General features: G+C 58.0%; 15 protein-coding genes. 12 read left to right on the top strand and 3 right to left on the bottom strand.

Annotation, left to right across the window (positions count from 1 at the left end):
* Positions 1-13: 13 nt before the first annotated feature.
* The 3 genes from ACQK2L_RS06145 to ACQK2L_RS06135 form a co-directional block, all read right to left on the bottom strand.
* Positions 14-1081, bottom strand: a complete 1068-nt coding sequence (locus tag ACQK2L_RS06145; RefSeq protein WP_425396054.1) for a DUF1559 domain-containing protein — start codon at positions 1079-1081, stop codon at positions 14-16.
* Positions 1082-1285: 204 nt separating this feature from the next.
* Entirely contained in the window at positions 1286-2989 is a 1704-nt protein-coding gene (locus ACQK2L_RS06140; protein ID WP_425396053.1) for a hypothetical protein, read from the bottom strand.
* Between the two features lie 63 nt (positions 2990-3052).
* Complete coding sequence (locus tag ACQK2L_RS06135) at positions 3053-3613, bottom strand: sigma-70 family RNA polymerase sigma factor (protein ID WP_425396052.1); 561 nt, start codon at positions 3611-3613, stop codon at positions 3053-3055.
* 301 nt (positions 3614-3914) lie between these two features.
* Between ACQK2L_RS06135 and ACQK2L_RS06130 the strand changes: the two genes are divergently transcribed.
* The 12 genes from ACQK2L_RS06130 to ACQK2L_RS06075 all read left to right on the top strand — a co-directional run bounded on the left by ACQK2L_RS06130 (position 3915) and on the right by ACQK2L_RS06075 (position 25656).
* A complete protein-coding gene (locus ACQK2L_RS06130; protein ID WP_425396051.1) occupies positions 3915-4967 on the top strand; it encodes a DUF1559 domain-containing protein in 1053 nt (350 codons plus the stop codon).
* 190 nt (positions 4968-5157) lie between these two features.
* On the top strand, positions 5158-7074 hold the full coding sequence (locus ACQK2L_RS06125) for a hypothetical protein (RefSeq protein WP_425396050.1): 1917 nt from the start codon (positions 5158-5160) through the stop codon (positions 7072-7074).
* A 54-nt stretch (positions 7075-7128) separates the two neighbouring features.
* Positions 7129-8277 (top strand): PEP-CTERM sorting domain-containing protein, encoded by a 1149-nt coding sequence (locus tag ACQK2L_RS06120; RefSeq protein WP_425396049.1) that lies wholly within the window; start codon positions 7129-7131, stop codon positions 8275-8277.
* Between the two features lie 90 nt (positions 8278-8367).
* The gene (locus tag ACQK2L_RS06115; protein ID WP_425396048.1) at positions 8368-9303 is read left to right on the top strand and encodes a PEP-CTERM sorting domain-containing protein; all 936 of its coding nucleotides are present in this window, start codon (positions 8368-8370) and stop codon (positions 9301-9303) included.
* A 194-nt stretch (positions 9304-9497) separates the two neighbouring features.
* Entirely contained in the window at positions 9498-13559 is a 4062-nt protein-coding gene (locus ACQK2L_RS06110; RefSeq protein ID WP_425396047.1) for an NPCBM/NEW2 domain-containing protein, read from the top strand.
* Positions 13560-13857: 298 nt separating this feature from the next.
* Positions 13858-14733, top strand: a complete 876-nt coding sequence (locus tag ACQK2L_RS06105; RefSeq protein ID WP_425396046.1) for a MurR/RpiR family transcriptional regulator — start codon at positions 13858-13860, stop codon at positions 14731-14733.
* Between the two features lie 304 nt (positions 14734-15037).
* Positions 15038-15961: a DUF1559 domain-containing protein gene (locus ACQK2L_RS06100; RefSeq protein ID WP_425396045.1), complete on the top strand. Its 924-nt coding sequence runs from the start codon at positions 15038-15040 to the stop codon at positions 15959-15961.
* Entirely contained in the window at positions 15942-16379 is a 438-nt protein-coding gene (locus tag ACQK2L_RS06095) for a hypothetical protein (protein WP_425396044.1), read from the top strand. Before ACQK2L_RS06100 ends, ACQK2L_RS06095 begins: the two co-directional genes overlap by 20 nt.
* Before the next feature lie 79 nt (positions 16380-16458).
* Entirely contained in the window at positions 16459-17964 is a 1506-nt protein-coding gene (locus tag ACQK2L_RS06090) for a hypothetical protein (protein ID WP_425396043.1), read from the top strand.
* Positions 17965-18079: 115 nt separating this feature from the next.
* Positions 18080-21703, top strand: coding sequence for a PEP-CTERM sorting domain-containing protein (locus tag ACQK2L_RS06085; RefSeq protein WP_425396042.1), 3624 nt, complete (start codon positions 18080-18082; stop codon positions 21701-21703).
* Between the two features lie 226 nt (positions 21704-21929).
* Entirely contained in the window at positions 21930-24197 is a 2268-nt protein-coding gene (locus tag ACQK2L_RS06080; protein ID WP_425396041.1) for a metallophosphoesterase, read from the top strand.
* A gap of 133 nt (positions 24198-24330) precedes the next feature.
* Positions 24331-25656 (top strand): MFS transporter, encoded by a 1326-nt coding sequence (locus tag ACQK2L_RS06075; protein ID WP_425396040.1) that lies wholly within the window; start codon positions 24331-24333, stop codon positions 25654-25656.
* The last annotated feature ends 11 nt before the right edge of the window (positions 25657-25667 follow it).

Here is a 25667-nt window from a genome sequence, read left to right as displayed (position 1 = left end):
TTTTCGGCTGGCGCTACTCGTAGCGTATTCCGGTATCGCGGTGCAACTGCCAGTCGATGTCGTAAGTCATGTCGCGCACGCTGCCGTCGCAGAAGGCAGCATTCCACACCCCCACGTGGGCCGAGCCGAACCGCCCGCCGGGATCCGGCATATTGTTGGTCGAATCGGAAATCGGCACGCATTCAACAACGTTTCCGTTTTCGTAGCGACCCGTCTTGCGGTAGTTGTCGTTATTAAAGCCGGTGCACCACGTTTCGTTGTCGCCCTTGGCGTAGCCCGATTCATACTCATCTGCTGGAATGTGTCGCTCGCCCACTAGGTAGACGTTCGACAGGCCTCGGCTGACCTGCCGCATAGCGACTGTGCTGCGTTCGAAGCTGATCCCCGACATCACGCGCCGATCGTCGATGTGCATGCCGAACGGCGCCTGGTCGACTCCCCAAAATCTCCCAGCAGTCCACACCTTCGCCTCTTGATAACTCTCTGGTCCTTTTCCAAGTGCGATCATCGACCATTCGTTGAACACGTGACCCGAGTTGATCGCGTAATCGCTTCTTCCCGCTTGTGACGGGGTAATGGAGTTAAAGAAGCCGCTCTTGCCACCCTCGTTTGCTGTGAGTGGGTACAACTGGTTAGCACGTCGCGTGGGGCAGTTAATTACCGACAACGGCGTTTGGATGATCTTGGCAGCTCCCCGGCGTTGCAGCACGGTAAGCCGATCGGGCTCGCCATCCGACGCCAGATCGTACAGATTGTACTGTTCGAAGTAGGGCAGCGTGTTGAATATCCACCCACCGGGCTGGTCCTTACCAAACCCTCGGTCGGTGTCGCCTGCCCAGAACCAACCCCAACCGCCGGTTGGGAAGAAACCATGCACGTCGTGGTGGCTGTGGCAAGCCAGCGCCAGCTGTTTCAGGTTGTTCTTACACTCGCAACGCCGGGCCGCTTCGCGCGCACTCTGAACCGCGGGAGCAATTAGGATCACCATGACCCCAATGATGCTGATCGCTACGAGCAGTTCGACGAGCGTAAACGCCCTTCGACCGGGTCGGCGGTAGTACCTTTTGACAAGGATGGACACGGGTGCACGCCTTAGTGAAGAAAAGAGATATTCCGCCTACTCCCTCCGATTTTAATCCGCCACTCTACCCAAGCCAAGTTTTTGTTCGGGCAGGATGGAGGTCAACGTCCGCAATCCAGCTAGCATTAAGCCAATACCCCCCACCTGGCACTCCGTCCAATTCCAAACGCGTGCATCCAAGCACTCATGTCGAGCCTCCAGGCGCTACGGTACATCGTAGCGATCCGTGAAGTAGCCCCAGAGGCTTTCCATTTCCTCTGCTTCGAAACACTTGTCGAATACCGCAACCTCGTACAGGGCGCCAAAAAACTTCGCACGCACATGCGCATCGCTGTGCGCCCCGATGAACTTCCGGCCCGGCTGCAGCACGGCGATGGGAGCATCGGTGGTGCTTTGCAGCTCTCCGTTCACCCACAGGCTCGATACGTTCGCTTCCGAATCGTACTCGTAAATAATCACACTCGGCGCGTCGGTCGCCAACTGTGAGCCCCGGTTCACCGCAATGTTTCCGCGGTCTCCTGCAGCCCACACCCATCCGCGAATAGTCCGGTCGTCGATCAAGGACAGTTCGATGCTCGGTACATCGCCGTACTTCAGCAACATCTGGCCTTGCAGGTCGTTGGCGTAGGAGTTCGGCGCCGGTAGGCACACGATGCACATCGTTTGCTGCGGTTGTGGTTGCACCGGGCTGGTTGCCAGGTACGACGACCACCCATCGAATCGCAACGCTGGTCTGCCGGCATCGTCCTTCATCAAAGTGGGTGCGCGATTCTCGTCGAACTGCCAAGCATCGTCCGCAAAGTCGTTCCCACTCTTGAGGATATCTCGCCAAACGGTCACTCGCTCATCGACGGCGAATTCGGTGCACATGTCCGAGGCGTACCAGATGCTCAAGCTGTCGGCCAGCGGAAGCGCCGGCACATCGGTGTCGACTTGCGCGGGGCGTAACTGTCGGACGAAATCGGCTTGCCGTGCTTCGATCCGCTCTGGGGTGGCGCTGGCCGCGTTGAAACGCATGGCCTCGTTCTCACGGGCGTGCATCAGTTGAGTGGACGGGGCATTCCGCGACCGGGCGACGACATCGCCATCGAATACGTGCAGCTCCGAATCACCCTGCTCGTCGACCAACACTCCGAACTGCGTGCCAATGTCCACCAACTCGGCAGTTGGCGTGAGAATTGTATAACCGCGGGCGACGCGCGGCGCGGCGGCCGCAATCTTGCCCAGCCCGACATTCGCTTCCAGCGCCGAAGTGGCCTCAAACTCCGCTGGGCCTTCGATGGTGACTTTAGCCCCCGAGGAGAGAAGTAGCTCAACAACTCCGCTTTCCAGTTCGAGCTTCTGCCCCAACTCGATGCGATCGCCGAATGCGAGTCGAGCGGCTTCGTTTTTCCACACCGCGTTGTTCAGGCCGGCAACTCGGCCCAGTACTAGGGGCTCCACCTGGGAACGTCCATTGGGGCGTCGCGACCGCCAATGGTTCGGCGATGGGCCGTCTGCACCCTCGACCAAGGCAAGTTCGTACAGCCGGTCGAGCTTCGTTTTCAGCGTGAAGGTATAGCCTGCGAGTCCTAGCAGCAGGCTCATCGCAATGGCGGCCACGGCCAATCCGTGGCGATTAATGCTGCTGCCGAAGCGGCGGGAACGGCTGGCCAAAGTGCTGAGCGGCGCGTCGGCTTCTCTGCCTTCGCCGACTTTCGGTGCAAAGTCTTTTCGTTCTCGCTCGGTCTTGCTGTGATACTTCAGCAGCGCGTCGTCGTAGAGGAACTTCGAAGCCTGGAGTCTCAGATCTTCCGATTCGGATAACAACGTGTGCAGCAGGTCGAGTTCCTGCGCCGAGGCCTCCCCGCTAAGTGCCGACAGCAACATCGCCTCGAGAGCGAGAGGTTCGTCTTCTGTATTGTTCATGGGGTTACCCCTTATATACATCAAGCGGCGCCAGAGGCTGTCCCCTGCCGGGGACCCTGCTCTCTAGGCACGCATCTTCGTTCGCCTGTCAATACATGCCGCAAGGGCCTTCCGAATCCGCACCAGGGCGAACTTGATGGCGTTCTCCGTCCGGTCGAGTTGCTGCGATATCTGCAGCAGCGTCGCATCGTCCTCGTAGCGATGCCGCAACATATCTCGACTTGTCGCGGGCAACTCCGCAATGCATTCCCGGAGCGCGGCCAACCGCGGAGTTAATTCCGGCAGCAGCGTTGCAGTGGCGTCGAGCATGTTCACGGCCAGCTCTTCGGAAAATACGTGTTTGTCCCGACTCCGATCCCGATAAAATGCCAGTACTTCGTATCGAGCAACCGCCACCGCCCAAGGCATAAACTTTGCCTCGGGATCAAACTGGCGGGCTTTGCGCCACAGGGCGAGATTCGTGCGTTGCAGCACCTCGCCTGCATCGTCGTAGTTGCCCAACGAGGCAACCAGGAACGCATGCAGACTCGACTGCGACTCAGTAAGGCAGGTGACAAATCTGTCGAGTCCTGCAGCATCGTCGGCCGGGTTCAGCTCACTATCCGGTTCTTGCTTGTTGTCCATATTCGCGATGCAAAAACCTTGTCGGAGTGAGAACCAAATTGCTACGCCGGGAGGATGACACTGCGGTAAACGGCAGCCTCGAAACGACCGCCACCTACTATACCAATTGATCTCACCACTAGTCCGCTACGAAGTATCGCAAATTCCGCCAAAAAAGAGGGAAACCGCTGCACCGCCCGCAATCGGCCTGCGGCATTCTGAAAACTTTCGAACGTTTTCAAATCGTTCGATACCTACAAGCGGTCGGGAGGAGAAAATAGACAGGACAGACTTATTCCTGCGAGGCGGACTCATCGCAATCATGAATCAGGCAGTTAGCTTATCATCGTGTCGTCGGGCGCGACCTGCGTTTACGCTCGTCGAGTTACTTGTAGTGATCGCCATCATTGGCATCTTGATCGCGCTGTTGCTTCCGGCCGTGCAAGCCGCTCGCGAAGCCGCCCGACGCAGCCAGTGCACAAACCAGCTCAAGCAGCTCGCTTTGGGTGGGCTCAATCACCACGACACACACGGACACTTTCCCACCGGTGGGTGGGGATGGTTCTGGGTAGGCGACCCCGATCGTGGCTACGGCGACGACCAGCCTGGTGGCTGGATCTACAACACTCTGACCTATATCGAAGAGGGCGCGCTGCACGACCTGGGTTCCGATGGCGATGGATCAAGATTGACCATCACACAACGTCGCGGCGTAGTCGAGGTGGTGAAATCGCCCATTACGATTATCAACTGCCCTTCGCGTCGGGCATCGAGAGCCTTTCCGATGTCGACCAACGCGGGTGGTGGCCAAGGGCTGTATAACTCGATTACACCCGATGTCGCGGGTCGAAGTGACTACGCCATGAACGCAGGAACTGGTCTCACCGAAGTGGGAGCTGGACCGAGCGGCTACGACGATGCGAAGAACTACAATTGGCCCTCGCAGAACAGGACGACTAGAAAGTTCCTGACGGGCATCTCCTACCAGCGCAGCAAAGTGTCGATTCGACGCATCACCGATGGCACCTCCAGCACTTACATGATTGGAGAAAAGTACATCCCGGTAAATCACTATGAAACGGGAGCATGGGCCGCCGACAACGAAACTTGGTGCACGGGCACAAATAACGACAACTATCGCGTTACCGGCAGGACGGACTTCTCTACTGGCGAGATCACCGAGTCTCTTCCAGCACGTGACAGCGATCCCGACGACCGTGGTGGCGACCGCTTCGGCTCGGCGCACTCGGGCGTATGGCTGGCGGCCTTTTGCGATGGCAGCGTCCACGGAATTTCGTTCGACATCGATTGGCAAGCGCATCGCGACTTAGGCAATCGAGAAGACGGCAATGTGGTCGATCCATCGGCTTACTAACCTACTACTCAAGAAACAATCAACCGCGGCGCCAACTCGCGAGCAGGCAGATTGGCAAAGCAACAGGCGAGATAATCTACCGAACCGGTGGGCATACAAGACAGGCGTGTCTATTCCCCTGCCCACTGACCTTCGGAAACTAGTTCTTGAATATCCTAGAGATGGGCACCATTTCCAGCGGATGAGACCTATGAATATACCACGACGTAGTTTAGTAGCACTCTGCATTGGGTTGATGGCCTCCCAGTGGCTAACCATGCAGTCGGCCCAGGCGTTCGACTTCTTTTGGACCGGTGGAACCGGCGCGTGGAACGTCGGGAGCAATTGGGATCAGAACCCCTTCTATCCCACCGCCCTCGATGAAGGTGTCGGCGTCATCGGCTCCAACGAAGCCGGCGCTACCCCGACGGGCGGCGTCGCCACTCTGTCCGCAGTCACGGAAGATGCCGGCGGCATAGTGCTAGGACGAGATGCCGGCACCAGCGGCACCCTTCGGGTGCTCTCCGGCGGCTCCATCGCCTTGATCGACACCACCGGCGATCCCATCGGCGTGGCCAACATCGGCCTCGGCGGAACCGGAACGCTGGAAGTACAAGGCGGCGGCACCTTCAGCACAACACTCGTGGATATGAATCCAGGCAGTCTTCTGGAGATCGGTGGCGGAGTTGGCTCCGCCAGCGTAACGTCGACCGACGGAATGTGGCTTGCCGGAAGGACCATCACGCACGGTTCCGGCCATACTTTCGAGGCGGCGACGTTTGTGAACTTCGAAGGTGGCACACAGTACGTGGTCGACCTTACTTCGGCTTCGCACACAACGCTTACCGCGGGTGGAGATATCGGCGGTGTTCAAGGTCCACTCGTCGTGAAGACCTCAGGAGGCTACGCCCCCGCGCTCAATTCCACTTGGACCATCTTGGATGGCGAAACGATTTCGGGTGCCGGTTTCGAAGTCGACTTGTCCGAAATGTCGGTTCCAGCAGGTACCGGATATAGCACTCAAATCGTCGAGAACGGAGGTCGGCAACAACTCGAACTCAAGTACGAGGCTCTCCCAACGCTGACAGTTAACACCGACACCGGAGCGATGTCGCTCTCCAGCCAAAGCGGTGCAGCGATCAACCTGACGGGGTATATCGTTCGATCTGCCAGTGGGCAGATTAATCCAGCGAACTGGAACAGCCTCTCCGACCAGGGTAGCACTGGCTGGGAAGAAGGTGGCACTCCTACAGCGAATGCCCTGGCCGAACTCAACGCAGAAAACAGTCTCGCACTAAGCACGACTCCCGACAGCCTGGGTACTTCAGTTCTTGTACCACCGGCTCAATTCGGGGTGACACCGGACATTACCTTTGAATACGGTGTGGACGGCGAGTTCTCCGTGAAGCCTGGCCTGGTGGAATTCACTGGTTCGAAGGCAGTCAACAACCTGTTGCTGACCGTGGATCCCACGACGGGTGAAGGCCAACTCGAGAACAGTTCGCCCTTCACCATCGACGTCGTCGCCTACAATATCCAATCAGCAAGCGGAGCACTCGACTCCGACAACTGGACCAGCCTCGACTTTCAGTCGGTCAGTGGCTGGGACGCGGGAACGATCGCACCGGACGAATTCGCCCTCAGCGAATTTGTACCCGAAGATCCACCTGCCACACTCGCGCCGGGGGAATCTTATTCTCTTGGCACGATGTTCCAAATCGGCGGCACGCGTGATCTCGCGCTCGAGTTCGCCCTGATGATTTACGGCCTGCCTGGCGACTTTAACGCCGACGGTCAGGTGAACATCGCCGACTACACCTTATGGCGCAACAACCTTGGCGCTGCCGACGAGTCGGCCATCAACGACAACGGCGATGGCGGCGGCATTACCACGTCCGACTACGACCTGTGGAAGGCCAACTTTGGTGCGACAGGGGGCATCGGGGGTGCCCCAGAGATTCGCCAAGGCATCGTACAGTATGGCTCGATCACGGGAACGGGTGCAGGTATTGGGGCAGCAATATCTGCGCCCGTCCCAGAGCCGACCGCAGGTTTGTTGGTCGTCGTCAGTTTAGCAGTTCTAGTCCCGGTTGGCTTTCGGTTCCGACACCGCTCGAGCGGATTGTAATCCAGCAGTCAACTTCCAAGTCAACAGAGGCAAGAATTTTCAAAGAGGGAAACCATGAATCTCAGAATCTGTAACTCATCCTCGGTTGTGAACATCGTGGCTTCCGCGATAGTCGTTGGTTTGCTCCTTTCCTCCTCGGCCAGTGCCGTCGTGTTGGTTCACGAAAGCTTTGGCGAAATGGCTGGTCCCACGGAAGATGGCGACCTCAACGGATACGCGGGCACCAATGGCGTGAGCGAAATTGGCCTGACCGGTACTTGGACACTGGTCGATAACAATCACCGAGGAAAAGTCCGTGCAGCGACTGCAGGCGACTGGACCCCACGGGGTCCCGTTGGCGGCCACGTGGTCGACGAACTTGGCGGCAACCTGCACTTCCTCGAGTCCGACAACTGGGGCGTCGATCTCGGCACACGGCCCCTTAGTTCCACCGTCGACTTCTCTTCCAACGGCACTTGGTACATGAGCTTCTTCTCCCAAGCGGGAGGAGACGACACCTTGCTGCAGATTGGTTTGAGCAATGCGACCAACGAGCTGATGTGGGGTAATGGTTACGGCAATGGCAACACTGCGCAAGGCATCACCGCCTACCATCAAGCCCTGGGCAGCGGCGACACTACCAATGCCGATGGCACCTTCATGGACGCCGGGTCGTGGGACAACGCCTTCTGGGTGGCCAAGTTGGAGAAGACCAATTCGGGCACAACCGACGACGTCACCGTGAGCATCCAACAATACAACCTCACGACCAACAACGTGATCGACTCCTCCGACCCGGCCTCCTGGACTCGAGTCGTGTCGTTTGGTGGTGTTTCCGATGTGTTCGACACACTCCAGTTCAAACAGTCGGGAGGTAGCGGCCAATTTCCCGGCATGGATGAGTTCCGGCTAGGTGAAAGTTGGAGCGATGTCACAGGCGTTTCGACGGTGATCTCTCCTGGCGACGTCAACCTCGATGGCTTCGTCAATCTCACCGACTATGGCTTGATCCGTGACAACTTCCTGAAAAGCCCAGCCACTTACGGCGAAGGCGACCTGACCGGCGACAATATCATCGATCTGAGCGACTTCCTGCTGTGGCGCGGCCACTACAACTCCGCGAGCGGCGCCTTGGGATCGCCGCTTTCCGTTCCCGAGCCTGCAACCTGGATGCTGGCCGTGTTGGGTGCGGCGGCGTTCGCTTACCGGAAGACGCGCCGATAGTTCGGCACTGACACTGAAGTTCTATGTGTGATGGATGTTCTTGTAAGAGGCTAATGACAAAGAAGCGAAATCTCATCAGAAAGGCACACCATGATTTGTAAGACCCGCTGCTCAATTAGGCACATCGCGGCCTCCGCGATAGCCATCGGCTTGCTCATTGCCACTTCGGCGAATGCCGCCGTGTTGATTCACGAGAGTTTCAGCGAGATGCCCGGCCCCACGGAAGATGGCGACCTCAACGGATACGCAGGCACCGATGGCGTGAGCGAGATCGGCCTGACCGGCACTTGGGCGCTGGTCGACAATAATCACCGAGGCAAGGTCCGCAATGCAGGGGCAGCCGACTGGACTCCTCGCGGACCCGATGGTGGTCATGTGGTCGACGAAGTCGGCGGCAACCTGCACTTTATCGAGTCGGACAACTGGGGCGTCGACGTCGGCACGCGGCCCCTCAGTTCCACAGTCGACTTCTCGTCCGATGGCACTTGGTACATGAGCTTCTTCTCCCAGGCGGGAGGAGATGACACCTTGCTGCAGATCGGCCTGAGCAATGCAACCAACGAATTGCTGTGGGGCAACGGCTATGGTAACGGCAACACCTCGCAAGGCATCACCGCCTACCATCAAGCCCTGAGCAGCGGCGACGCCACGAATGCCGACGGCACCTTCATGGACGCCGGATCTTGGGACAACGCCTTCTGGGTGGCCAAGTTGGAGAAGACCAATTCGGGCACCACGGATGATGTGACCGTCAGCATCAAACAATATAACCTCACGAGTAATAGCGCGATCGACGCCGACGACCCGGCCTCGTGGACACGCGTCGTGTCGTTCGGTGGTGTGACCGATGTGTTCGACACGCTCCACTTCAAGCAGTCGGGAGGCAACGGCCAGTTCCCCGGAATGGATGAGTTTCGGCTTGGCGAAAGCTGGAGCGACGTGACGGGCGTTGTTCCGGAGCCCTCCGCGATCGCTTTGATGGTGCTGGGAGGCTCCGCATTGGCCTTGCTACGCCGACGTGCATAAACGCGCGGCCGCTTAACATTCTCACTCCCTTGGCCGGGAAGCCCTCGCGCTTCCCGGCCTGTTTTCACAGATAGACGGAACGTTGGTTGGAATCTCAGGGGCCGGCGGCCAGGAATCGATCTTGGCCGTGGTTATACTGTGGACTCCTTCTCGAGCATTGACGCCCTGTGCCCTACCCTCGCGGTGTCGAAGACATGAAACATCGAAATGCGATTAGAGAATGTCGACGTCGCTGCCACATCGAGGCTTTGGAAGAACGTCGTCTCCTGGCCAACGTTCCAGTCGGGTACACCGAGTCGGTGCTGGCCGCCGAGCTTACCAGCCCGACTACGCTTGACATCGAGGAAAGCGGCCGCATCTGGGTCGCGTTCCAGGACGGTCGCATCGAGGTCATCGAGCCGGGGGAGTCGGGCACGTCGTTCGCCTATCAACTCGATGCGGACGGGTCGGCCGAACATGGGTTACAAGGCATCGAACTCGATCCCGACTTCGAAAACAACCATTACATCTACGTCTACTACACGGCCAACTCCCCACAGCCTCACAATCGCCTTAGCCGGCTGACCGTCGATCCGACCACAGAGAACACCATCCTGCCTGGCAGCGAAGTGCCGCTGCTCGAACTGCCGAATCTCTCCGAGTATGGCAACCCACCGTGGCACATCGGCGGCGCGATTCATTTCGATCTGGACGGCTACCTGTACGTCCAAATTGGCGAATCGCAGCAAGCCGCGCAGTCGCAAGAACTCGACTCGCCGCTGGGCAAAGTGTTTCGCATCAACGCCGATGGTTCCATACCGACCGATAACCCCTACTACAACGACGCCGACGGCATTACCTGGACCGATTACATCTGGGCATCGGGATTACGAAATCCGTTCGCGGGCGATTTGGACCCGGTTACTGGCCAGTACCTGATTGCGGACGTGGGCGGGGGCTCCTGGGAAGAAATCAACGACGCTACGGAGCCGGGCCACAACTTTGGTTGGCCGGTGACCGAAGGCTACTTCGACACGGCGCAGTTTCCCGTTTTCACCGAGCCACTCTACGCCTACAGCCACGCCAACGGCTGCGCGATCACAGGCCTGGCGTTCAACAACGGGGGCACCAATCCGTTTCCGTCCGAATACCATGGCAAGGTCTTCTTCGCCGAGTTTTGTGGCGGTGAGATTCGTGTTGTCGATCCCGACGACCCTTCCTCGGTCGAGGTGTTCGCCACCAGCGCCGACTACCCGATGAATATCGAGTTCGGCCCCGATGGCGCCCTCTACTATATCTCGCGCGGCGCCGGTGCTGGGGGCGCTCCCGGCATCGGCACAGGAACCGTGCGGCGCATCGCTTACGCCGCCGACGTGGCGCCCATGGTGGTGGTGCCGCCCCAAGATCAACTGGTGTCGGTCGGCTACACGGCAGAATTCTCCGCCAGCGCTGCTGGCACCACGCCGCTCACGTACCAATGGCAGGTCTCGACCGGCGGAAGCTTCGACGACATCCCTGGCGCCAACGATGCCACGCTGGTGTTGAGCGACGTGCAGCTCGCGGCGTCGGGCAATCAGTACCGCGTGGTGGTGACCAATTCACTCGGCAGCGATGTCAGCTCCGCCGCAACGTTATCCGTCACCAGCGACCAGCCGCCCACAGGACAAATCACATTGCCCTCCGGTGGCACCACTTACCGCGCCGGCGACATCATCACGTACGCCGGCGCGGGCAACGACGCCGAAGATGGATCGCTCGCCCCCTCACAACTCACCTGGCGTGTCGACTTCCACCACAACGTCCACTCCCACCCGTTCATTCCTCCCACGCCCGGCTCCGGTGGCAGCTTTGAAATCCCCACCGCGACCGAAACCGACGACGATGTGTGGTACCGCATCAACCTGACGGTCACCGACTCGGCAGGTCTGAGCAGTTCGACGTTCGTTGACGTGTTCCCGGAGAAGTCCGATTTCGTCGTCGAAACCAACCTGCCCGACGGCAGCGGCACGCTACTGATTGATGGTCAAGCGGTCGAGGGACCATATTTCGACACTGGCGTCGAGAATGTCGAACGGCAACTGTCGGCGCCCCAGGTTCAAACTGTCGATGGCCAAACCGCCTACTTCTACCAATGGCTAGATGGCACCACCTCTCGCGAACGCACCATCTTCACGCCCGAAGACGATACGGCCTACGTCGCGTTGTATCGCACGTTCGACGACAACGCCGTGTACGTTAGCGATCTCACTCCCTCCGAAACGCCGATCAACGGTTGGGGACCCATTGAACTCGACTCCAGCAACGGTGAGCAGGCGGCCGGCGATGGCCAGACCATCACGCTCAACGGCGTCACCTACGATAAGGGGCTGGGCGTGCACTCCTATTCGGAGGTGACCTACGATCTCGGCAGCCAGTACACACGGTTCCTGTCCGACGTGGGAGTGGACGACGAAGCAAACGGCACCGTCGTGTTTCGCGTGCTCGGCGATGGCGTGGAACTGTACAACAGCGGTGTCGTTGCGGGGAACTCGCCTACCCAAACGGTCGATGTCGATGTCAGCGGGGTTAACCAACTGAAGCTCATCGTCGAAGACGCCGGCGACGGCGACGGAATGGACCACGCCGATTGGGCCGGCGCGCGACTAGCGCAACCTGCTAGCGATCCGCTCGTGAACATCAACTTCCAGCTCGATACCGCCACGACTCCCGGCGGCTATCTGGCGGATTGGGGCCAATTGTATGGCGACCAAGGGGGCGGTTGGAACTACGGCTGGTCGTTCGACCACACCGACGTCAGCCGCGATCGCGACATCAACGCGGACCAGTCGCTCGACACGCTCGTTCATTTTCACGCAGGCGGTGTTTGGGAAATCGAGATCCCCAACGGCCAATACCTGGTCACTGCCAGCGTCGGTGACGCGGAGTTCGTGAGCGACCACACGCTGAATGTGGAAGGCCAGAACTACTGGACCGCCGAGCAATTGCAGCCCAACGATTTCGCGACTGCAACTCACCTGGTTGTCGTGACCGACGGGCGGCTCACGCTCGACGCGGGTGCGGCCGGCGACAAGGCGACCAGGATTAACTACCTGGAGATCGCGACGTTAATCGATTCGGGAACGCTGCTGCCGTTCACCGCGGGCGACGTCGATCTGAACGGCAAGCTTGACCTGCAGGACATTGTCGCCTTCGGCAACGGCTGGGGCGTCGATGGCAGCACCAGTTCGCTCGAAGAGCGCGTCCGCCAGGGCGACCTCGACTTCGACGGCGACACCGACTTGGACGACTGGAACATTCTCAACGCCCAATGGCTGGCGGATAACAACGCTCCCGTGTCGCCCGACGTGGTGCTCAACCCCAAACCGGGCGACTACAACCGCAACGGACTGGTCACTGCGGCGGACTACTCAGTGTGGAAGAGCAGCTTCGGTAGCGCCGGTGCGTACGCCGCCGACGGCAACGGCGATGGCGTGGTGAACCTCGCCGACTACACGATCTGGAGGAACAACCTCGGCGGCAACGACGGCGCGCCGGTCTTCCTCGACAGCCTGGTGCTGTTCGTCGACCCCGAGACCGGCATCGGCACGCTGAAGAACGACACGCACTCCACCCTTGAGCTGATTGGCTATACCATCCACTCGGCCGGCGACGCCCTGCTGCCGGACAACGGCGACTGGAACAGTCTGACCGACCAGATGGTGACCGGTTGGGAAGAAGCCGCGCCCAACAGCAGCGCCCTCTCCGAGTTGAATGCCACCAGCGCACTGAGCCTTGCCCCTGGTGCCTTGCTCGATTTAGGACACGTGTTCGACGTTACCGCAGAACATGCGGGACTATCGCTGGAGTTTGCCCTCTCGACGTCTGTCATCATGCAGCCCGGCATCGCAGTGTTCAGCGAGTTGCTCACCGAATTAGCAGCGCCACTGTCCGCAAGCCTCCAAACATCGGACTCGCAGTCGTCCACTTTCAGCCTGGCCGCTGTGGAGTCCGCGCAGGAATCTTCGGTCGACTTGGCAGCCCTAGCGACGGCGTCCCGTCGATCGACTCCCAGCCCCCGAGACGAAGCATTCGGCACCATCGATACGCCCAGCGACCGGCAACACCAAACCGCAGCGCTGCTGCTGTTGAGACAAGCGGGTGCGTCCGACCATCTCAACAGGCAGCGAAGCACAGCAAAAATTGGTGGAGACGCACAGCGTTTGCAACATTCCTGCGAGCCACCGGAGTACACCAAGCTTCACGAAGATCTGTTCGCAGGGTGGGGGCTCGATTCCTGAGCGGCCTGGATCGCCTTGAGGGCACCGGCCTTGGCTCTCTGTCGAGCTGCGCAAAAACGCCAATCTGAGGCAAGAACCTCGGACTCTAGCGCCAATGCGGCTTGGTTGGTAGAGAAGTTCTTTTCAGCGCGAAAAGCCAGCACCCAGGTGGTCGAAGAATTCGGCTCGCCTAAGGATGGCACCCCCAAGAATGAGGGGTGCGCGGCGGTTGTGTGGATACACCCGTCCGAATCATAATATCTTCTAGTAGCAACTCGCAGGATCTCCCTGCCCAGCAACGTGCTCCCGAGAGAAGCGCATGTCTTCCAATTCCAAAGGTTCCAATTCCGAGTCGGGCACATCGCCTTTGACAGACGCCACGCCGTGGTCGGTTCGCTTTCAGCGTCAGCGAGACGAAATGACGGACGCCGAACAACGAGTCGGCGCCTACTTTCTCCAACACCCTGAATCGGTGCAAAGGTCGATCAGCGAGTTGATCGAGATATCGGGCTTGGGGTACGGCACCGTAATCCGGTTTTGCCAGAAGCTCGGTTGTCGAGGTTTTCAGGAATTTAAAGTCTTAATGGCGCGCGACGCCATTGAAGCGAACGCGGACCGCAGTAAGCAAGGCGATCCCGATTTCTTGCAGACGATTCACGAGCGGATCAGAGAGGACTTGAACCGCACAGCGCGGAACATCGATCGCAACGAAATGGAACGAGCCGCAGCCGCCTTGCAACAAGCCGGACGCGTACTGTGCGTTGGCGTCGCCAGCTCAGCCCCTCTCGCTTTGAGTCTTGAATGGAAGCTTAAGCGGTTTGGCATTCGGAGTTCCTTCCTGTCCGATGGCTATGTCATGGCGGTAGAGGCTTCGTTGTTGTCCGAAGGTGACGTACTCGTGGCGGTCAGCTCCTCTGGTACGACCAAGGATATCGTCACCGCAGTACAACTGGCTCGCCACGCTGGAGCGACGGTCATCGCGATCACCAATTTCAGCAAGACGCCGCTGGTCGATGCGTCGGACATCAGGCTCATTACCTCCGGCGCCCGTGACCCCCTGGCGGCGGAGGTGCCATCATTGGCCGAAGGCGAACTTCTTCTGACCCTGCTTGCCGAGTGCATCCGAAGGCTCAATCCGGAGGTAGACGCAACCGTGCTGAAGACCTTTGAAGCGATTGCCGATCGCAAGCTTTAATCGGCAGGAAAAGGGTGGATATTCTATCCATTCAAGCGGTTTTGCTGGCCGAATCCAAGGTGAAAGCGGGTCCCCGCCTCGGCTAGCAAATGGCTTATATAGCGTTAAGAAACCGTGAATTGACGGAATAATGGTTGCGTAAATCCGGAGTCTGGATATACTGTCCAGAAGTGCGGATGGAGCAGAGAAAGGCAACCTTTGAAGCCTCCGCATGCGTTGGCTGCGTGTGGGGTTTGTACGGGCTTTGGCCCATTGCTTTTCTTACGTACTCGCTGCTTTCTAGCCACGGATAACGGACGAACGTATGGTTTCCACCTCCATTAGAGGAATGGCGTTTGGGGTGACACTGCCTCACTTCGACAGGCGAAAGCCCGCAGGATTCACTCTCGTCGAGCTCCTCGTTGTCATCGCCATCATCGGCATTTTGATCGCCCTGCTCCTGCCGGCGGTCCAAGCCGCCCGCGAAGCGGCGCGTCGTGCCCAGTGCCAGAACAACCTCAAACAATTAGGGCTGGGAACGCAATTGTATCACGATGCCAATAATGTGTTCCCTCCAGGACACACAGATTGGAATGAAGATGCCAGGTACAACCGACAGCACAGTTGGATGACCTTAATTCTCCCGCATGTAGAGCAGCAAGCCCTCTACGACCTCTACGACTTCGAGAGAAAGTGGAACCAAGGCAACAACGGAAGACTGGTTACTCTTAGTGAGAACGGAAATCTCTCGATCCAACTTTGCCCATCATCGGAACACATCAGTCCTGCTCAGGGTGACTATGCCGGGATCAATGGCTGTGGAACTTACAGCCACGATGGAGTCACGATCCCCGATGGTTGGGACAAGGGGCAAGGCTATGAACTTGGGCTGATGCCTGCCACCGGCACCCGATGGCCGCGAAACAGCCCCAAGGGGATCAAGGACTGCACCGATGGGACTACCTACACGATTCTGCTGGGTGAGGATGCCGGTCGAACCGACGCCCACAGGTACTGGGGCACCGCCGAACAGACATTTGTCCACCATAGTCCTGTACTGAATCCCGTCAACGCGAATGGCGAGCCTCAACGTAGCAACGAAATGTACAGCGATCATCCAGGTGGACTATTCAGTCTATTCGCAGGTGGCAACGTAAGATGGCTCAGCGAATACACCTCAGAACGAGTGATCGATTTTATGGGCACCCGAGCACAACAGGAGTTGTTGGATGGCAACAGTTTCGAGTAATCGCTGCGGTGCCTCATTGGTCGCACTAGTTGCGCTTACGCTGTCTGGCTGCAGTCAGGACGAGTGGGGATATGTGAGCGGCGTCGTTACAGCTAACGGATCACCTGTAGGACCGGGAACGCTTGTATTCGAGCCTTCCGATCCCGAGCGGCTAAACAAGCCATCCTCGCTGGGATACTTCGATGCCTCAGGCAAGTTCTCACTTGTCAGTGCAGGGGGAAAAAAGGGGGCACCGGTCGGCAACTACCGAATCAAAATCATGGCGGGCGGTCCGGAATCGCTTGCCGATGAAGCAGCAGCGGTGGAGGCCCAACAAAAACCAACCCCCATTCCTTCCAAATACTTTAGCCACGATGGTGGCTTAACCGCCACCATCAAGGATGGCGAGCAGGAAATCAACTTCGACTTGGAGTCCTGATGACGGAGTTCGACGTGGAGGCGTGAAATCAGCTGTTTAACTTGTTCGGCACCTATGTAATTAAGGGAGCGAGCTACTAATGATCAGAATCCCCCGGCTACCTGCTCTATTGTTCTGTATTTCTTCAATTGCTTTTGCTGGCGATGTCCATTCCCAAACCATCATCGACTCGCCTTTTGTCACAGGCTTCGATGGTTGGACGGACACCTACAGCGGAACTCCCACCGCCGGAGGTCTGCCCAACTGGGGTGTTCTACTCACCGGACCGATGACACTCAGCGAGAGTTCGGATGGGCGCGCTGTCGATGGTACGACGACCAACAACTTGGGCGACGGAATGTTCACCCCCTACGTGATGGTAAACACCGCCGACCAAACGCCTGCCGCTTACAAACTGTCGGCCCGAATGGGCACCTATGACGATGATGGGTTTGGACTGGTGTTTGGATATCAAGACATCGACAACTACTTTCGCGTCGGTTGGCGCTTGCAATCGAGCGGCAGCCTCGGGTTCGAGGAAGGGGTCTCTGTTCAAAAGATCGTTGGTGGCGTCATCACTCAACTCGGCACGGGTGCGACCCTGTTTCCCAATGGCGACGGAACGCTCAGCGATGTCGATGTGGATGTCGACGGAGCAGATTGGTCCATTAGCGTCGATGGCAGCGTGGTGCTCAACGGCAGCGACGCCGACCTGCAACCGGGTAGTTATGGCGTGCAATCCTGGGCACAGCGCGAAGGTGGCCCCGGCGACCGGTTCTACGGCACATCGGTGGAAAGTATCGCGGTCACCTCATCGACACTCAACAAGACCACAACCTTCTCGGACGCCATTCCTGTTAGCTGGCGGCCTCTGATGATGACCAACGCCGATGGAGTGCAAGGCACCGGTGTCGACGACTTTGGCAACTTCCGCCAGGACTTTCGCGACGGCACCATTCGCGACGACACGAACGGCTTTGAATGGGCCACGTCGTCGGCTCCACATGTCGATTTCATTGGACCCGGCGTGGTCGTGGATGAACCGGACAGCGACAGCATGACCGACTATCAGATGAATGTCCGAATGGAGAGCGGCGACAACGACGGTATTGGCCTGCTGGTGCGTGTTACCGGGGAAGAGTCGTTCTACCGCATTAACTTTGCCGCTGAGCCCATTGATGCCGGCGACCTACGAGCTCCGCGGGGCATGTCAGTTCAGAAATACGACAACGGCACTTGGTCGGAGTTGTATCGAGACAATCAGGACAGCCCGAAGTTCGTCTACTCGCACGAAGTGCCCTTCGACGTTTCCGTAGGCGTCGTTGGCAACTCCATCAAGGTGCACGTGGTGGATGATCCGGATGGTGCGGCCTCGGCCATCAACTACGCTGCGGTACTCGATCCGTCCGATCCGCTTCTTTCGGGCTCGGTCGGGTTCACAAATTGGGGCAATGGCACCTTTGACAACGGTGTAGCCTACTCCGACTACGGTGGGGGAGCGAGGCCGTTTTGGGTGGCGGTTCCAGAGCCAAATTCCATGATGCTACTCGCGCTTTCAGGCGGGGCGGCTTTGCTCTTCTACCGCCACTCAGCGGCGCGCCGCTGAGTGGGTGGACTTGCCCAATGGTGCAACTACTACGGCGTGAGCTGCGGCTCAGGTTCGCTCCGATAGTATAAATCTATCATTCACTTCACAGCTATCGACAACTAGGAAACCAATAATGCGATCTGCAATCCGACACTGCTCGTTGCCAGCCGTTGTCGCGGCCTGTCTGTTGCTACCTGCTTCAATGACTTCAGGGCAAGTACTGGTGGACGACCCGTTTGTCACTGGCTTCGGTGGGTGGACCGACACTTTCAGTGGAACGCCCTTCGCGGGGGGCCAACCAACCTGGGGAGTCCTGCTATCGGGCCCGAATGTTCTGAGTGAAAGCTCGGATGGCCGAGCGGCCGACGGCACCACCACTGGTGGAGTCGCCGACGGAATGTACACGCCTTACTTATTGGTGGATTCCTCGACGGTTACTCCGTCGCAATACGATCTAAGCGCTTCCATCGGAACCTACGACAACGACGGATACGGTTTGGTCTTTGGCTACCAGGACAACGACAACTACTTTCGCGCAGGTCTCCGGGAGCAGGCGGGTAGCTCCGTTGGATTTCCCGAGGGTGTGTCCGTGCAGAAAGTGGTTAACGGAGTTATCACCCAGCTCGGTTCGGACACCGCTGCCTTGCCAACGGTGGACGGTAGCTTGGACAACGTTCAGGTGAGCGTAAACGGTGGCAACTGGTCAGTGTCGGTCGATGGTGGGCAGGTCCTTAGTGGGTTCGACGCCGACCTCTCTCCGGGCAACTACGGCGTCATGTCGTGGGGGCAGCGGGAAGGCTCTACCGGAGATCGTTTCTGGGGCACCGCTGTCGACACCGTCTCCGTGTCCTCGACGACGGTTAACCAGTCAACTACCTTCTCGGACGCGCTACCTGTCAACTGGCGCCCGCTGATGATGACGAACGCGGAAGCTACGCAGGGTACGGGTGTGGATGACTTTGGCAACTTCCGAATGGATTTCCGCAATGGCACCATCGCTGACGATACGAACGGATTCGAATGGGCGACGGCCAGTGCCCCGAACGTCGATTTCATTGGCCCTGGTGTGGTTGTCGACGAAGCGGGTGCAACGAGCTGGTCTGACTATCGCATGAGTGTTCGCATGCAGAATGGTGATAACGACGGAGTTGGGCTGCTAGTACGTGTTGCTGATGACGACTCGTTCTACCGCATCAACTTTGCAACCGAGTCGATGGGAACTTCGGGGCAGCGTGCACCACGAGGAATGTCGATTCAGAAAAACGACAATGGATCGTGGAGCGAGATCTATCGGGACGATCAAGCGGATCCCAAGTTCTTGTTTAGTGACAGTGTGCCGTTTGACGTGACAGTGACTGCCATTGGACACGCGATCAAGGTCGATGTAATCAACGACCCGGAAGGAGCAGCGACTCCCATCAGCTATGCACCCGTGGTTGACAATTCCTCTCCCATTCTGGCGGGCTCTGTGGGTTTCACCAACTGGGGTAGTGGCACCCAGGGCAATGGCGTGACCTTCTCCTCCTACGGTTCCAATGATGGCCCCCTGCTGGTGGAGGCTACAACCGTTGTCGAGTTCGAACTGTCTATCGATCGAGACAATGGCAGAATGGTGCTGACAAACAACACTCTCGAGCCAGTGGATATTGCTGGCTACGCCATCACTTCAAATGGGGGTGCGCTACGCCCGGACGACTGGACGTCCGTTACGGAGTTCTACGATGCAGCGCCCGGCGATGGTTCCGTTGATTCCACCGACTCATGGGCAATCCTAGAGTCGACCGCTCTCATCCTCTCCGAAGAGGAGCAGCCAGAGAATGACGGCAGCACATTGCTGGCTGGTCAGACGGTCGATCTGGGATTGGCCTGGACCAAGTCGCAAATTGAGGATGTGGCTGTTCAAATCAATCTTGCCGATGGCAGCACCGTACCGGCGTTCGTAAGCTTTGTGGACGGTCCTGGCGGTATGCCGTACAGCCGTAGCGATCTGAACACCGACGGTTCTCTTACGCTGGACGATTGGTTGCTCTTCTTCCCCAACACGTTCGCCGATATGGACGCGCTCACCGCTGTAGAAGCAGCCTTGGCGGGCGATCTGGACCTGGATGGCGATAACGACGTTCAAGATTTTGGCTTGTTCAAAGCTGACTACGATGCTGCCAACGGCGCCGGGGCATTCCAAGCAATGGTAAGCGGCGCGCGCGTTCCCGAACCCTCCGCAATGGCGATGTTCGCATTGGCGGCCATCGGCCTCGCCAGCTACCGGCTGAAGCCAAAGCTGTCTGAAATCGCTCGGCGTGGGGCTGTGGCAGCCGTTTGCCTTTTCCTCCTGCTAGTCGTCGGGCAGCGAGTGGGCAACGCAGTGCCTGTGGACTTCACCGCCTTCAACTCCGATTCTTTTCCGCTTGTGTCAGGTGGTCCACCCGCCATATGGGAAACCACTTCAACGACCGCTAGGGTCCCTGGCAACGCAAGCCCGAGTGTCCTTTACGGGCCGAGTAGCGCCCTCAACAAGCGGTACATCGGACGGATCACACCAGGGACCGACGACGACATGGTTGGCCTCGTATTCGGGTATCAGCCCGGTGACGCCGACTACTTCGGTTCACTCACAGGCGACTACTTGCTAATCGATTGGAAGGGAATCGACCAGAACTTCGACTTCACTGACGACCCGGCCGATGAAGATGGAGATATTGCTTTCCACCAATTCACGGTCGGCGGTACTGCACCGGTTGGTCTGGGTCTTTCGCGAGTCGAAGGTGTGCCGACGGCAGACGAACTGTGGTTGCACACAAATTACCCTCCTGGCAATCCGTATGGCGGCTTCCCGGACGATAACCCGGATGGTGGCGTCGTCGAACTGGCTCGTGGAGCAACTTTAGGAAGCACAGCTTACCCTCGCAATAATACTTCGTTCTTGATCGACGTCACCTACACTCCGACAAACATTACGGTGTTGGTCGACGGGGTCGAGCAGTTCAACGAAAACGGATCATTTCCGGACGGCCGGTTTGGTTTGTATACATTGCAGCAATCACTACCCACCTTTTCGAACTTCGAAGAAGTGTCGGTAGGCTTTACGGGACTGGAAGCCGTGGTTGATCGTTCCGATGGTTCGGTCACACTTGTCAATAACGGCACTGCCTTGGATATAGACTTCTATCAGCTAACCAGCCCTGGCGGCTCGCTAAACTCCACCATTGGTACTGGATCCGGCGAATGGACCAGTATCAACTCTACCGAGAGTGACGCCGCGGGTGTCGGTTGGGACGAAGCTGGTGGATCCAGCAGCACAAACATCGGAGAACTTTTGCTCGACGGATCTGCAACGGTTGCTGGAAGCTCGATGATCTCGCTTGGCGAGGCGTACAACAACTTGATCAACGCTGAAGATCTCGTGTTGAGGTATCGCATAGCTGGTTCGGAACTGGTCATGGAGGTCGATGCCAGCTACATCAACTCCCCTCCCGCCGGCCTAGCTGGCGACTACAACGGCGATGGTACTGTTAACATCGCCGACTACACTATTTGGCGAAACAACCTAGGATCGACGACCGCCAACCTGCCAGGCGATTCAACCCCCGGGGTGGTTGATGCAGCCGACTACCAAGTATGGCGCGACAACTTTGGGGCCAGCAGCCTGGGTGCTGTGCAATCGTCAAGCAATACATCGATACCAGAACCCGCTTCCTACGTGATGCTACTTGGCTTGACTTTGACGGTGCTGGCAGCACACCGGTCGAGGCAATTGTAGATGCAGTGACTGCGTGTAACGGGACCATGGCAGCTTCTGATTGCCATGGTCTCGTTTACCTATCCAGTCACTAGTTTTCGCCACCACCTCCGTAGTGCTGAATATGTTTACTTCTCACATCGATGCTTGTCTGCGTGCCAACGACTTCTTCATGTCCGACTTGAAGAGAATGGGCTTGGCTGTGCTACTAGGGTTTTCACTTTTGCCCCGGATGGCCCACAGCCAAATGACGCCTATCGAAGAGGGCTCCTGGACGCTCGCAATTCTGCCCGACACTCAAATCTACGCTCAGTCGTACCCACAGCACTTCGATGCTCAAACGCAGTGGATTGCCGACCATGCCGTGTCGCACAACATAAAGTACGTACTGCACGAGGGCGACATCACCAATCGCAACACGGCAGCCCAGTGGGATAACGCCCTGGGGTCGATGAACAAGCTCAATGGCGTCGTCCCTTTCGCCATGGCGCCCGGCAATCACGACTATGGGCCCAATGGAAATGGTGCAGACCGCAATAGCCTGTTCAACACCGATGGCTACTTTGGCCCGAACAGTTTCTATGGCAATCAGTCGTCGGTGGGGTTCTACGAGCCAACCAAGACCGACAACTCTTGGCACGCCTTCAATGCCGGTGGAAAAGACTGGTTGGTGCTGGCGCTGGAGTGGGGCCCTCGCAACGAAGTAGTCGACTGGGCCAATCAGGTAGTGAGTGATCACCCCGATCACGATGTGATGCTCGTCACGCACGCTTATATGTACTACGACGAGACAATCTACGACTGGGCCACCAAGGGAAGCAGCCAGAGTTGGAACCCTCACAGCTATGGGATTCAAAACAACAGCACGGTGAACGACGGCCAGGAGCTGTGGGACAAGCTGGTATCGCAGCACGATAACTTCCGCATGACGTTCAATGGCCATGTGTTGAACGATGGCACGGGCTTTCGCAGCACTCCGGGAGTGAACGGCAACCCGGTCCATCAGATGCTGGCCAACTACCAGATGAACTCCCAGGGGGGGATGGGCGACATGCGGCTGCTGGAGTTCAAGGCCGATGGCGATACGGTTGAAGTGCGAACCTACTCGCCAGTGCTCGATCGACTCGACACCGACTTTGATCAGCAGTTCACTTTGAAGCTCAGCGAACTTCACGCCCCGCTAACCCCTCCCCCACCCCCGCTAATTTCCCACGCGGTGGCCGCCAACATCCTGGTAACCGGTCCCACCGATCCATCAGCGAACACTGTCGACTCGGTGAGTATCCCGCAGACTTCCGCACCGGCGATTGGCACGCTTCAAGTCAATCGAGGCGACTATGAAATTGCGATTGATGGGACGGGATTGAACTACTTCGAGGGTGTGTTGATGGCGACCATGCGCGAAAACGTGCGTGAGGGATATCGTGGCACCGTGGAAGTCGGACGCAGCAGCTTCGGCACAGACATTCTGGCGCTATCCGTCATGGAAACCGGCAATTCCGGTAACAACGAGCTTAACATGAACACGGCGGTCGCTTGGTTCCAGTTCCAGGCTGGTTGGCAAGCCGCTCACGTGAACGCGGGAGGCGCGATTGCACCGGGTGCCTCGAATCGCGTCGAGCAGTCCATGCTCACGACCGAAGGTCCCGGCCGCTACACTTTAGATCTCGGTGTGAACTCCGAGTCGGATGGTATGCTGTTTGCGGTCGCGAACACCAATGGCAATACGATCGTGCATACTGGTATCCTCCCGTCCGGAGAGGGTTGGGACATACGAGTTCACGATAACGCCACCGACTTTGGGGACACTGGCGACGACAAGGATTTCAGCTTCATCTACTTGCCGTTCGAAACCGAAGGCCTCATCGGCGGAACCTACAATGGCAACACGAGCGCCGAGATTAGTTCAACGGGCACCTACAGCTTGACTCGGCTTGACACCGGGCAGTATGAACTCAGCATTCCCAACGAATCTCCGGAATCCGGAATGCTGCTGCTGAACGTTGCTGGACTAGCGCAGAAGAATGGCATCACTGCTCCCGATGACAACACGCTGTCGTACGTCGAGGGTCAGTCTGGGACATTTCTGATCGAATCGACCGACCTGCCCAGCGGCAATTTGCAAGACACAACGTTCGCATGGGCCTTCATCAAATTCGACGATCCAATTACGCCACTTGTCCTGGCGGGCGACTACAATCGCGATGGCAGTGTTAACATTGCTGACTACGACCTTTGGAAAAGTCAGTTCGGCCAGTCAGGTGCACTAACTGCCGACGGCAACGGCGATGGCACTGTCAATTTGGCCGACTATACCATCTGGCGAAACAACCTGGGCACGGCTCAGCAAGCCGCCCTCAACGGCCACACACAAGTTTTCGAACCTGCATCAGGCCTGCTCGCGGCCTTGTCGGCTGGTCTGACGTTCTTTTCTTTACGAGACAAGAGTGGAGGACAAGCACTTGAATGTGCAGATCATCAAGCGCAGTCTGGTCTCGCCCCATCTACCAAATGAACTTGCAGATCACAGTACTTCACTCATTAGCTTCGGTTTCTTTCAGGACACGTTGCCGCAGGTTGCAGCATTTGGTTTCCAAATGCTCTAATCCGGCGAACGTTGGAATTGCTCGTTGCTCTGGGAGTCCTGAATGAAGTCGATTGACCAAGCCACTTCAACGCCGCAGCCGTTGCTATCCGGCGAGAATCAAGTGATATGGACGCTCTGGCTCACTTATGGAGCGTTCTATTTCTGTCGTACCAACCTGGCGGTGGCACTGCCTGGTATCGAACAGGAGTTCGGTTTCGACAAGGTGCAGATGGGCATTGTGCTGCTGTCGCTCAAGGTAACCTATGGAATAGGTCAGTTCCTGAATGGACAGCTTGCTGAGCGTTTCTCTCCACGCGCAATGCTGAGCGTAGGAATGATTGCCTCGGCAGCGCTGAATATCGCCTTCGGCTTTGGGGCAGCTCTGTACTTCTTTCTCTTTGTTTGGGCCATGAATGGCTATTGCCAATCTCTTGGATGGACCCCGTGCGTTCGTGTACTCGGCAACTGGGTCCCAGTCGCACGACGTGGCAAGGCCATGGGAATCGTCGGCACGGGGTATCAGCTAACCGCGGGGCTCACCTTCGTTGTAGCCGGTGTTGCCGTGAGCCTCTTGGGTTGGAGAGGAGCTGTCTGGGTGCCGCCTGCAATCCTGCTAACCGCGGCGGTAGTCATGCTCCTGTTTCTCAAAGAAACCCCCGACGACCAAGAAGATGCCACTTGGGACTCGCACCACAGTCCATCCAAACAGCCTCGGAGTTTCCTGCGCAATGTCCAACTGACCCTGTCAAATCCCGCCCTGTGGTTGTTGGCGTTGTCGCTCGGCTTGCTTAACGCTTGCCGCTATGGCTTTATCGATTGGGGCGTTTCCCATCTGTACTCCATCGAGAGCGAAAGACTCGCCGTCACTGGTTCATCGTCGGCAGCTAGCACCGCAGAAGCACTCGACTCCGCTGTCTTTTCATCGGCAATCAAGTACGCAATTCTGCCCATTGGCGGGATTCTCGGATCCCTGTGGGCAGGGTGGGCTAGCGACCAGTACTTCGGCAGCCGCCGTGCTCCGGTTACGTGCGGCCTGCTGGTCGTGCTAGGCCTGCTCACCATTGCCTACGACACGGTCGCAAGGGTATCCTTCATGGGCACCTTGCTGATGCTCTTGGCAATTGGTTTCACCATCTACGGACCACAAGTTCTGCTGGTAGGGACGGCCCCAGCGGATTTGGCGAAAGAAGGCACCGCGGCGGCGGCCGCAGGCTTCGTCAACTGTATGGGCTATTTTGGAGCGGCACTGTTTGGCGACTTGCTGACCGGTCACTTGGCCGAGCACTACGGATGGAAAGTGGCCATATCGGTGTGGGCTGCCTGGGCGTTCTTGGCGGCGGGGTTGGTGGCATTACTTTGGAACAAAACGGGAGACGGCCACGTCTAAGGGAATTAGAC

Origin of the sequence: Aeoliella sp. (genome assembly GCF_965227375.1) — a bacterium.
Classification (GTDB): Bacteria; Planctomycetota; Planctomycetia; order Pirellulales; family Lacipirellulaceae; genus Aeoliella.
Note: the sequence above shows the minus strand (reverse complement) of the source record. Positions and strands in the feature narration are given on the sequence as shown.

Coding starts and splice junctions, on each gene's coding strand:
- ACQK2L_RS06085 (WP_425396042.1), top strand. CDS start 18,080: ATGCGATCTGCAATCCGACACTGCTCGTTGCCAGCCGTTGTCGCGGCC.
- ACQK2L_RS06140 (WP_425396053.1), bottom strand. CDS start 2,989: ATGAACAATACAGAAGACGAACCTCTCGCTCTCGAGGCGATGTTGCTG.
- ACQK2L_RS06115 (WP_425396048.1), top strand. CDS start 8,368: ATGATTTGTAAGACCCGCTGCTCAATTAGGCACATCGCGGCCTCCGCG.
- ACQK2L_RS06130 (WP_425396051.1), top strand. CDS start 3,915: ATGAATCAGGCAGTTAGCTTATCATCGTGTCGTCGGGCGCGACCTGCG.
- ACQK2L_RS06075 (WP_425396040.1), top strand. CDS start 24,331: ATGAAGTCGATTGACCAAGCCACTTCAACGCCGCAGCCGTTGCTATCC.
- ACQK2L_RS06135 (WP_425396052.1), bottom strand. CDS start 3,613: ATGGACAACAAGCAAGAACCGGATAGTGAGCTGAACCCGGCCGACGAT.
- ACQK2L_RS06090 (WP_425396043.1), top strand. CDS start 16,459: ATGATCAGAATCCCCCGGCTACCTGCTCTATTGTTCTGTATTTCTTCA.
- ACQK2L_RS06095 (WP_425396044.1), top strand. CDS start 15,942: ATGGCAACAGTTTCGAGTAATCGCTGCGGTGCCTCATTGGTCGCACTA.
- ACQK2L_RS06120 (WP_425396049.1), top strand. CDS start 7,129: ATGAATCTCAGAATCTGTAACTCATCCTCGGTTGTGAACATCGTGGCT.
- ACQK2L_RS06080 (WP_425396041.1), top strand. CDS start 21,930: ATGACGCCTATCGAAGAGGGCTCCTGGACGCTCGCAATTCTGCCCGAC.
- ACQK2L_RS06110 (WP_425396047.1), top strand. CDS start 9,498: ATGAAACATCGAAATGCGATTAGAGAATGTCGACGTCGCTGCCACATC.
- ACQK2L_RS06105 (WP_425396046.1), top strand. CDS start 13,858: ATGTCTTCCAATTCCAAAGGTTCCAATTCCGAGTCGGGCACATCGCCT.
- ACQK2L_RS06100 (WP_425396045.1), top strand. CDS start 15,038: ATGGTTTCCACCTCCATTAGAGGAATGGCGTTTGGGGTGACACTGCCT.
- ACQK2L_RS06125 (WP_425396050.1), top strand. CDS start 5,158: ATGAATATACCACGACGTAGTTTAGTAGCACTCTGCATTGGGTTGATG.